General features: G+C 59.4%; 9 protein-coding genes and 1 riboswitch. Of the genes, 6 read left to right on the forward strand and 3 right to left on the reverse strand.

All coding sequences use genetic code 11. From position 1 onward, the window contains the following. Position 1 precedes the first annotated feature (1 nt). Positions 2–910 carry an HAD-IIB family hydrolase gene (locus PMW70_RS06680; protein ID WP_271744314.1) on the reverse strand — a complete coding sequence of 303 codons (909 nt, stop codon included), beginning with the start codon at positions 908–910 and terminating at the stop codon, positions 2–4. A 163-nt stretch (positions 911–1,073) separates the two neighbouring features. After that, positions 1,074–1,184, forward strand: a riboswitch (TPP riboswitch). 51 nt (positions 1,185–1,235) lie between these two features. Between PMW70_RS06680 and thiM the strand changes: the two genes are divergently transcribed. From thiM to PMW70_RS06695, 3 genes are read left to right on the forward strand one after another with little or no spacing between them, the layout of a single operon-like run. Then, positions 1,236–2,075, forward strand: a complete 840-nt coding sequence (gene thiM, locus PMW70_RS06685; protein ID WP_118226477.1) for a hydroxyethylthiazole kinase — start codon at positions 1,236–1,238, stop codon at positions 2,073–2,075. A 3-nt stretch (positions 2,076–2,078) separates the two neighbouring features. After that, a complete protein-coding gene (locus PMW70_RS06690; RefSeq protein WP_233540710.1) occupies positions 2,079–2,420 on the forward strand; it encodes a thiamine-binding protein in 342 nt (113 codons plus the stop codon). Next, the gene (locus PMW70_RS06695; protein WP_271744315.1) at positions 2,417–3,112 is read left to right on the forward strand and encodes a thiamine phosphate synthase; all 696 of its coding nucleotides are present in this window, start codon (positions 2,417–2,419) and stop codon (positions 3,110–3,112) included. Before PMW70_RS06690 ends, PMW70_RS06695 begins: the two co-directional genes overlap by 4 nt. Before the next feature lie 162 nt (positions 3,113–3,274). On the opposite strand, the gene PMW70_RS06700 is transcribed toward PMW70_RS06695, so the two are convergent. After that, on the reverse strand, positions 3,275–4,144 hold the full coding sequence (locus PMW70_RS06700; protein ID WP_117636885.1) for a patatin-like phospholipase family protein: 870 nt from the start codon (positions 4,142–4,144) through the stop codon (positions 3,275–3,277). Between the two features lie 329 nt (positions 4,145–4,473). Here PMW70_RS06700 and PMW70_RS06705 point away from each other — a divergent pair, with 329 nt between their 5' ends. Both PMW70_RS06705 and PMW70_RS06710 read left to right on the forward strand, forming a co-directional pair. After that, positions 4,474–7,191, forward strand: a complete 2,718-nt coding sequence (locus PMW70_RS06705) for a bifunctional diguanylate cyclase/phosphodiesterase (protein WP_271744316.1) — start codon at positions 4,474–4,476, stop codon at positions 7,189–7,191. A 127-nt stretch (positions 7,192–7,318) separates the two neighbouring features. Further along, positions 7,319–8,848 (forward strand): diguanylate cyclase domain-containing protein, encoded by a 1,530-nt coding sequence (locus PMW70_RS06710; protein WP_271744318.1) that lies wholly within the window; start codon positions 7,319–7,321, stop codon positions 8,846–8,848. A 285-nt stretch (positions 8,849–9,133) separates the two neighbouring features. On the opposite strand, the gene PMW70_RS06715 is transcribed toward PMW70_RS06710, so the two are convergent. After that, entirely contained in the window at positions 9,134–9,454 is a 321-nt protein-coding gene (locus PMW70_RS06715; RefSeq protein ID WP_117635527.1) for a DUF3784 domain-containing protein, read from the reverse strand. 404 nt (positions 9,455–9,858) lie between these two features. Between PMW70_RS06715 and PMW70_RS06720 the strand changes: the two genes are divergently transcribed. Beyond that, a partial coding sequence (locus PMW70_RS06720; RefSeq protein WP_271744319.1) for a flavodoxin family protein occupies positions 9,859–10,532 on the forward strand: 674 nt, incomplete at its 3' end.

The raw sequence follows: 10,532 nt of genomic DNA on the forward strand, positions 1-10,532 counted from the left end.
CCTAGACGTCCGCGATACCCGAACCCGCCGCATCTGCCTGACGCATAAACGACGGCATCTCCCCCGTCGCGGCGCAGGCGGCAATCTGATGCAGAGCCCCGGCAACCGCATCGTCTGCCGCAGCGCCGATATGCCAGCGCGCGGCAGCCATGACGGCCTCGTTGGCATTGGCGACTGCAACGGAGTTGGGAACGGCACCGATCATGGGCAGATCGTTATCGGAATCACCAAATACGGCCACCTCATCGGGCGTCAGGCCCAAAGCGTGCGCCAGCTCCAGCGCAGCGCAGCCCTTGTCCCAACCGGCCGGGAGAATATCGAATAGGCGCACGCGGTTGTTGGGAAACACAAGCGAGAGTTCCGGCACCTCAGCGGCAACGCGCTCGCGGAGCTCCGCGAGCTCCTCACGCGAACGAGCACTCCAGATATTCGCCTTGAACACCGACGCGTCATCGACGACAGGACGGCACGGGGCCTCTTCGCCCTTGAGCCATGCGTTGCCGCCCGACTCCATGGCGCGGCGCACACGCTCGGGGTCGCTCGTCACACAATAGGCATCGTTATTCCAAAAGTCATCGCCTAAGCTGTAGACCTTCAGATAGGTATCGTCGGTTTCTTCTTCCAGATAGGCGGCCAAACGCATGAGTGCGTCGCTATCGGTCGCATGCGAGGCTACCACCTCGCCGTCCACAAACATGACCTGGCCGTTGCAGAACGCGCCGGTCGAGAAGCACTCGGCGCGATTGCGGAACATCCAGCCCATCGCGGAGGGCTGGCGACCCGAAACCGGGCCAAAGTGCAGACCCGCCGCCTGCATGGCATGAATGCCCTCGATGGCGTAGTCGCTGGCGCCGTCATGCCCGGCTGGAATCAGCGTATCGTCCATATCGGTCAGCACAAGTTTAATCATAAGGCCCCCTCGGTCATTCTTAATCCCGTCTATTGTACCGACCTGCCAAAAAGAGACAGGTTTATATTGGCAGGTTTTATCTGGGAAAACGCAAAGCCCCAGTTGTTACCTGCCAAAATAAACCTGTCCCTTATTGGCAGGTGCGCTAGTATAGGGAACAACAGATTCGATGCGGGAGTGCCGGCGGTGCAAACCACAAGGCTGAGAGGGCATAGGGCCCAATCCTTTGAACCTGTCAGTTAATGCTGGCGTAGGGAGCATGCCGCCTTTACAGGGGCGCTGTCTATGCACAGCGCCCCTTTTCTATGCCAAGGAGGCATGTGCAGTGATCGATTCGGAACAGCTTAAGCAAAATGTGGTCAAGGCCGTGGAGAAGATTCGCGCCACCAATCCCATGGCGGGCTCCATCACCAACACGGTGACGATTGACTTTGTCGCCAACGCGCAGCTCGCCGTGGGCGGATCGGCCGCCATGGTCTATCTGCCCGACGAGGGCGAGGCGCTCGTTGCCGGCGGCGGCGCCATCTATCTGAACATGGGCACACTCTTCCCCATCTACGAGCAGACGATTCCCCGCGCGGCCAAGGCGGCACACGACGCCGGCAAGCCCTGGGTGCTCGATCCGGTGGGCCTGGGCATCGGCAGCCTGCGCACCCAACTGGTAAACGAACTCAAGCAGTACAAACCCGCCATCGTGCGCGGCAATGCCTCCGAGATTATCGCGCTCGCCGGCCTGTGGGGCCTTGAGGGCGAAGCGGCCGATCTGAGTCGCGTGCGCGGTGTCGATACCACCGACACGGTAGACGCCGCCCGCGGCGCCGCCGTGGCGCTCGCCCGCTACACCGGCGGCGCCGTTGTGGTCTCGGGCGAAGTCGACCTGATTACCGACGGCACGACCGTGGCCAAGTCCCACGGCGGCAGCCCGCTCATGTCCAAAATCACCGGCTGCGGTTGCTCGCAGGGCGGTGTGCTGGCTGTGTACGCCTGCGCTGCCGATCCGTTTACGGCAGCCATCTGTGGCACCGCCGTCTACAACGTTGCCGGCACGCGTGCCGCCGCTGTCGCCGATGCCCCGGCAAGCTTTAAGGTCGCCTTTATCGACGAGCTCTATCGCGCAACCGCCCAGGACATCGCCGATAACCAACTCGAGCTCGAGGAGGCATAAGGCATGTCCGAGCCCGCAACCAATGCCGGTATGAACACGCTCGTCGCCGTAGCCATCGCCCCGTGCGGCACCGGCGACGAGCTGTCCGCCGAGGTCGCCGAGGTCGTACGCGTCATTCGCGAGAGCGGCCTTCCCAACCGCACCACCTCGATGTTCACCGAGATCGAGGGTGACTGGGACGAAGTCATGCAGGTCGTGCGCGACGCAACCTTTGTGTTGGCGAGCAAGGGCATCCGCACCGAAGTCGTGCTCAAGGCCGATATTCGACCCGGATTTACCGACACCATGACTGGCAAGCTCGAGCGCATGGAAGCGCAGATCAAAAAGCAGGAGGAAGCACAGTGAGCATCCGCGACAACCTTGATATCTCGGCCTATCTGGTACTCGGCCCCGAAAACACCCTCGGACGCCCCGTGGGCGATGTGGTGGCCCAGGCGCTCGACGCCGGCTTTACCTGCATTCAGGTGCGTTCCAAGGTGGCAAGCGCCCGCGAGATCATCGCACTGACGGGCGATACCGCGCAGGCCATCGCTCAGGCCGGCAAAACCGGGCAGGTCGCGCTGCTGATCGACGACCGCCTTGACTGCGTACTTGCCGCACGCGAGCAGGGTATTGCCGTCGACGGCGTGCATGTTGGCCAGAGCGATATTCCCGTCGAGGTCTGCCGCAAGCTGCTGGGCCCCGATGCCATCGTGGGTCTTTCGGCCCGCTGCGAGGAGATGCTCGAGTACGTCAAGACCGCCGACATGAGCCTGGTCGATTACCTGGGCGTAGGCCCGCTCCACGAGACCGAAACCAAGCGCGACTGCGGACGTGCGGCCGACGGCTCCATCATCACCAAGAGCTTTGAGGACCTGGCCGCCCTCCATGCGGCAAGCCCCGTCCCCATTGTGGTGGGCGGCGGCGTCAAGACGGCCGATCTGCCGCAACTCAAGTCCACCGGCGTCGACGGCTTCTTTGTGGTGAGCGCCGTCTGCAGCGCCGACGACCCCTACGCCGCAGCCGAGGAGCTCGTCGATACCTGGCAGCAAGCATAGACCTATGCCGAGCAGCTGCTCCGCAGCCTCATATCTTCAAGAGCGGAAAGCGCATCCCAGTTTGGACGTCCATTCTGGGATGCGCTTTCCGCATAGAGGACCAGCGGGAAACTGCGTCCCAGTCTGAACGCTGATTACGGGATGCAGTTTCCGGCGTAGTCCCTACCCCGCCAGATACGCTTCCAGCGCGGGCAACGTCGCCTCCGCATCGCGACGGCCGATCTGATAGATGCGTTCGAGTTCCTCGGGCTCGCGGCACAGCGACGGCACCTTCACCGATTCGCTCGGCCGCACCACAAAGATCTCGCCAGCGGCCTCGCGACGCGCCAGGTCGTCGAGCGTGGCGTTATATACCTCGTGCCGGTGCTCAAGCGCCGCAACAAACTCCGGATAGTGACGATACACGCGACGCAGCATAGGCATCACGCTATTGGGCTGCTTTACAAAGCCCGCCGGCTGCGTCAGCACCACCACGTTGCGGTCATAGCCCTGCGCAAACAGCCATGCGCTGGGAATGGAATCGGCAACGCCGCCATCCAGGTACTTGTGCCCTTCAATAGCAACGGGACGCGTCGCCACGGGAATCGCCGACGACGCCCGGATCCACTCGATATCATGCTCATCACCGTAAGGCAGGTCATGGTAGACGGCCCGCCCCGTCTTAAGATCGGTGCACACGCAGGTAAACCGCATGGGGCAGGCACGATAAGCCTCCAGGTCGATGGGATCGCGCTCGATGGGCACCTCGTGATAGGCAAACTCGGCATTGAACATGTCGCCGGTTCGCAGCCAGCTCGTCACGCTCGCATAGCGCTTGTCGGCGCAATAGGCCTTGTTGTAGCGAATGGCACGGCCGATCTGGCGCGATTTAAAGTTGTAGCCAAACGCCGCGCCCGCCGAGACGCCCACCATATGGTCACAGGTCAGGCCGCACTCCATCCATACGTCGAGCACGCCCGCCGTATACATACCGCGGTAGCCGCCTCCCTCGAGCGCAAGCCCCACCGTGGGCGTCGTATCTGGCTGTGCCATGCGACCATCTCCGTTCCTGCGTTTTAAAACGAAACAAGTATACCCGTCAACATATATCGCCTCAGTCGCATTTTCATCGAACATCGTCGCGTTACCGTTTGGCGAATAATGGCGAATAATGGCCGCCCGCAACATGGGCACCCCTGCATAATTCCATACACTTGTTTATACTACTCAGTAGTTATCAGCAACGAACGTCAGCCGACAAATAAACCCAACGACGCAGCAAGGCGGGGGCTTGGAAACACGCGAGGCGTTGAGCAACAACGCGTGTGCACAACGAGCTCGCCCGACGCAATCCGCCCCGACCCCAGAAAGCCGCCTACAGCATGGATACCCCCAGCAATTACACTGAAACGCTCGAAAAGACCGTCCGCGACCTTCTCAAGCGTCAGGAGGATCTGGTCAGGACCGCCTTTACCGACCAGCTTACCGGGCTTGGCAACCGCGGCGGCTTTGCCCGTTCCCTCGAGGAGCTCTGGGAGCAGGACACCCCCGTTACCATGGCGTACATCGATATCGACAATCTCAAGCACTGCAACGACGTCTTTGGCCATGACGAGGGCAACCGCTATATTTTGCAGGTAAGCCTCTATCTCAAGCTGTATATGGAGGTGGACGAAGCGGCGTTTCGTCTGGGAGGCGACGAGTTTGCCATCCTGTCTACGATTGCAACCGAGGACGACCTCGCCGAACGTCTGGAACGCTGCCGAACGGTCCTGCTCAAAAACAACGATGCCGAGATGCCTCACTCGTTTAGCTACGGAGTGGCACACGCCGACCCCGCCCTGGGCGAAGCCCCCAATCGCTTGACGAACGATGCCGACCATCGCATGTACGACTACAAGCTACGTCATGCCGTGCACCTTGATCGACGCAATATCGCACAAGCCCACACCGACGACTTCGAAATAAGCGATCGAATTTTCGACGCCCTTTCGATGCTCAACGAAGGCCGCTATTTCTTTATCGAGAACTTGGACAAACATCGAACCCTTTGGTCGCAAGGCGCCTTGCGCGATCTTGGTCTTCCTTCGGAGCATATAGACAACTGTCACGATTATTGGAAAACGCGTGTCCATCCCGATGACCTTGAGGCCTATACCAACGACATCGACCAAATCTATGACGGCTCCAAACATCGTCACGTCATGCAGTACCGCGTGCGCAATGCCGCCGGCGATTACATCCTCGGCCGTGCTCGCGGGTTTCGTATCGACGGCGACGGAAATGTCCCCTCGCTCTATGTCGGCGAGCTCGTCAACCACTCGCTTGCCGAGACCGTCGACGCCGCCACGGGTCTCGGAACGCAGCGCACGCTGATCAACGCTATCGATGCCTGCCGTCGCGACCGTTGCGAGACGGGGCTTATAGCAGTGCGCGTTCGCGGCACGGCAAAGCTCAACGAGCTCTACGGGGCCGAGGCCGTCGACAACATGCTCGCCGAATACGCAGGCCGCATGCTGTCGATTACTCGCGGCAGGAGTCGCGTCTTCCGTTCACGCAACGCCCAGTTCGTCGTGCTTAGCAACAATTTGGATCACGAAGCATTCGAGCAACTGATCCAACATCTCAAAGAGGCCGTTTTCGCTCCCGTTCGAATCGCGGGCGACACTATTACCCCCGTCTGTCTTGTCGTTCCGGCCTTTTACGAACACCTGACCAATCAAACGGCCGCCGTTTTAGGCGAACTCGACCGTCGCATTCGCACGGCCGGCGGGCTTGTTCCCAACGACAGCCTCCCCATACCCGAGGTGGAACGCAAAAGCGCCATCGCCGAACGCATCGATCCGCTCACGGGTCTCTATCGACCCAGCGAGTTTATGCGCCGCGCCAACGAATTTCTCGAGACAAGGCGCAACGGCGCCTGGTGTATCGCCACCGTCGATATGGGGCACATGCGACTGTTCAACGAATGGCACGGACAGGCCGAGGGTGACCGCGTACTCGCCGATGTGGGCACGGTTCTCAAGGACATCGAGAATGCCGCCATGGGCGTCGCAGGGTACTGGGGCCAAGACGATTTTTGCGTACTCATCCCCTTTGAACACGACACCGTCCATAAAATCTATAGCCGTGTTCGCGAAGCCGTGGCCAAGCATGATGACGGCGTGGGCTTCTGGCCGTCCATGGGTGTTTACCCCATCGACTCCAACGAGGAAATCACCATCGATGCGCAGGCCAAGGCCATGTTTACCAATCGGCGCGCAAAAAACGACTTTAAGGAGCGCATTGCCATTTTCCGCCCCGAGGAATACGAACACGAAATCGCGTTCCACCGCACGCTGACCGAATTCCAGTATGCGCTCTCAAACGGCCGCATTACCTACTACTTGCAGCCCCAGGTCGACATGGAAACCGGCGAGATCGTTGGCGCCGAGGTGCTCACACGCTGGATTGACAAGGATGGCTCCCTCATTTCGCCCGCTACCTTTATCCCCGCACTCGAGGAAAGCGGTTTTGTGGTGACGCTCGACAAATACGTTTGGCTGGGCGTCGCCTCGTGGCTGCGCGAGCGCATCGATCGAGGGCTGCGCGTGGTTCCGATCTCGCTGAATGTGTCGCGCGTGGATATCCTTGCCTGCGACGTTGCCGAACATATGGGGGCGCTCGCTGCCCAATACAACCTGCCGCCCGAGCTCATGCGCATCGAGATCACCGAGACGGCCTATACGGGAGAGTCCGAGGCTGTGGATAGGCTGACGGCCGACCTGCACACTCGCGGCTTCTCGACCTACATGGACGATTTTGGCACCGGCCAGTCCACGCTCGCGATGCTCAAGAACGTCAACGTCGACGTCATCAAGCTCGACCGCACGTTTGTGCCCGATGACGGCGATCAAGGCCGCAGTACGCAAATCATTTCATCAATGCTCGAGATGGCACAATCGCTCCATCTGCCCGTTGTAATCGAAGGCGTCGAGACCGATGAGCAGGCAAGCATGCTGCGCCAAATGGGTGCCCGCTACGCCCAGGGATTCCTCTACTACCGCCCCATGCAGGCGGAGGATTTTGAGGCACTGCTCGATGGCGGCGGCCGCAACTGATACGCTTACGCGCAAAACACTACCGTCGAAGGGACGTTTGTCCCCATTGGCTAACTTATTATCCCCAATCCAAACCAAATTGGGGATATGATACAAACCACTGTTGTGCCCAAGGAGGTTATCCATCATGAACGAGTCGTATCGCTTGGGCGAGCAATCGATTATTGCCTATCTTCAGCGACTTGCGAACGGGGCCACAACCGCCGAGCTCGATGTTACCGTGCTGCCCCCGGAGCTGTGCGCCATCGGCGAGCAGCTACAGAAGACATTTGCCATCCTGCAACAAGAACGCGAGCTGCTTGAGCACGGCGCCTATATCGACTCGCTCACCAGTCTTGGCAACCGTGGCGGACTCGACCGCCATGTCGATCAGCTCTGGCGCAAAGGCACCCCCTTCACCTGCGCCTATATCGATATCGACCGCCTTAAGCATTGCAACGATAAGTTTGGCCACGCCGAGGGCAATCGCTACATTCTGAGCATCTGCCGCGCACTCACCGAGACAATGGAGCACGATGAGTTGCTGTTCCGTATCGGTGGAGACGAATTTGTACTTATATCCCCCACGACAGACGAAGCCGAGCTCGAGCAGCGCCTGGAGCGGACGCGTGCCAATCTTATCGAGGCAACATCGGACGGCAAGGCGCCCATGATCGCCAGCTTTAGCTTTGGCTGCTCGCGCGTCGACCCACTTGCAGGCGATACGCGTCGCCAGATGACAAAGGACGCCGACCGCAAAATGTATCGCTACAAGCTCATGTACCGTGTGCAACAACCGGAAGAAGGCGATGCGCCGCAACGCCCGGTCACCGAACACCCCCCCTGCAACGACCGAGTGTTCCAAGCGATCTCCATGAGCTCCGAGACACGCTATCCGTTCATCATTAACCTCGACACCGGCGAATCGCAATGGTCGGTTAATGCCGTGCGCGATTTTGACCTACCCTCCCAGCATCCCTACAACTCGCTCGATATATGGCTTGCCCGTGTTCACCCCGAGGACCGCGACAACGTACGTGCCGAGCTCGATATGGTGGTAAACGGCACGTGGCACTTCCACTGCATGCAGTATCGCGTCATGAATACCGCCGGAAAATACGCGCTTTGCGACTGCACAGGTTACCGCCTGGACGGCACCGATACCGAGCCCAACATGTATGTGGGCATTGTCACCAACCGAAGCTTGGCAGATACGACCGATTCCGTGACCGGTCTGGGCGATATCCACGCCCTGGTCAACGCCATTGGCGAGATGCGTCGCGTGGCACGAAACGCGGGCTTGATCGCCATTAAAATCGACGAAATCGCACAGGTCAATGCCCGCTTTGGCTTTGATGCAGGCGACCGCGTTTTGGCAGAAAGCGCCGCCTGCCTCATGGATTGCTCGCGCGGCAAGGGTCGTCTGTTCCGCTCGACCGGACCGATGTTCGTGGCGCTCTTTGACGACTTTGATCCCGAAGAGACCGACGCGGTTGCAGACGAAATCGAACGGTTCTTGGGATCGCCCGTGCTCCTCGGCTCATTTGAATATCAGCCGCCCCTTCGCGTGGCGACGCTTCATCTGGACGCCGTCGACCGACAGCCCGTTTCCATTTTGAACGAACTTAATGCGCTGATTAAAGAGGCGCCACAGGTACCGGGCACCAAGCTGGACTAGCGTTATGGGGCGCATGATGGTTAATTTCCGATCTCGGGCGAACACATTGGGCAAATAGGCCGTACCCGCAGTTAGCCGAACGCCCCCCCGCAGTCCCTAGCGGGCCCGGGGGCACCGTTTCGATACTCTTGGTTTACTTTGCCTGATGCAAATAAGTGCTCAACAAGATAGAACCTATCCCCCGCCACGGATATGCCCTCGAGTAAATCTGTTAAGCCAAGCCTATCAAATTCTATTGACAATTGGCTGCATTGGTCCATTTTGTCGTCCAGCCACTTCCGCTGGCTATCGCCTCATAAACACAAACCTAACGAGCCGCACGAACGACAAAGAGGCCAAGCTGAACAGAAGTAGAACCAAAACTTCAAAAACGCTGGTATTCCAATCGCGTACCCAGCCCTCTACCGCCCACAAGAAAAACAGCAGCCCCATCCATAACGTCACAGAAGAAATCAGCTTTGCGTAGGGGCGTATATCAATCTCGCTCTCCCTTTTTGTGACATCATATCCAGCAATTGAGCAGAGCCATCTTCCTCTTCGGTATTGGATTGAAAGGACAATCAAGGCAATCGAAGTCATCAAGCAAACAGCATCCTCTGTTTCCATAGAGTTTCCTTTGCTTTCCATCCTAGTTACGCATTCACAATCGAATCAAACCAAGTATGAATTACTCGATAGCAACCGCCTTAGTATAAACCATAGCCGCCGCAGCAGCCCGCCTTCTAAGACCTCAGAGTTCGCCATCGAAGGCGACCTGCCCAGACTCCTCACAATCGGCTTGCATGAGGCCCCGAGCTCCATCATACTCTGGACCGTGTCCCTCTCGTACCTGGTGAGCGAGCCCGCCGTTGGCCCTCGGGGCCGGCTTCCCGGCCCCGAGAAACACTCGGATGAAGCTACCGATCGAGACGGGGCGCATGATGGGCGGTCGCTGGAATCGCGCCCCACGCCATCTGCCCGCTCGTGCGATAATCCTCCGCAGAAGTCACCGACAGCAGAGGGAGTTTGTGATGAAGGTTCTTTTGGTCAATGGCAGCCCCAAGGCAAACGGCAACACCGACCGCGCACTCGCCGAGATTGCCGAGCAGCTCAACGCAGAGGGCATTGAGACGCAGGTGTTTCAGCTGGGCGCCAAGCCTATTCGCGATTGCATCGGGTGCGGCCAGTGCGGCAAGCTCGATTGCCGCTGCACCTTTGACGACGATATGGTCAACGAGCTGATTGCCGCTGCCGAGCAGGCAGACGGCTTTGTCTTTGGTTCGCCCGTCTACTACGCGCATCCCAGCGGACGCATCCTCTCTGCCCTCGACCGTGCATTCTATGCTGGCAGCAAGGCCTTTGCGCACAAGCCGGGCGCCGCTGTCGCCGTTGCCCGTCGCGGTGGCACGTCGACCACCTTCGATGTGCTCAACAAATACTTCACCATCAACCAGATGCCCGTCGTTGCATCTACCTACTGGAACAACGTCTTTGGCGCCATGCCGGGCGAGGCCGCCCAGGACGCCGAAGGCCTTGCCACCATGCGAAACATCGGCAAAAACATGGCCTGGCTCCTACGTTGCATCGAGGCGGGAAAGGCCGCCGGCATCGAAGCCCCCCAGGCCGATCTGAACTGCCTCCCATTTCTTGGACACAAGAAATGGGAGGCCTTTTTATGGCTGGAAACGCTTTGTACGACGTCGGG

The sequence above is a fragment of the Collinsella aerofaciens genome, assembly GCF_028209625.1.
Taxonomy (GTDB): domain Bacteria; phylum Actinomycetota; class Coriobacteriia; order Coriobacteriales; family Coriobacteriaceae; genus Collinsella; species Collinsella aerofaciens_AM.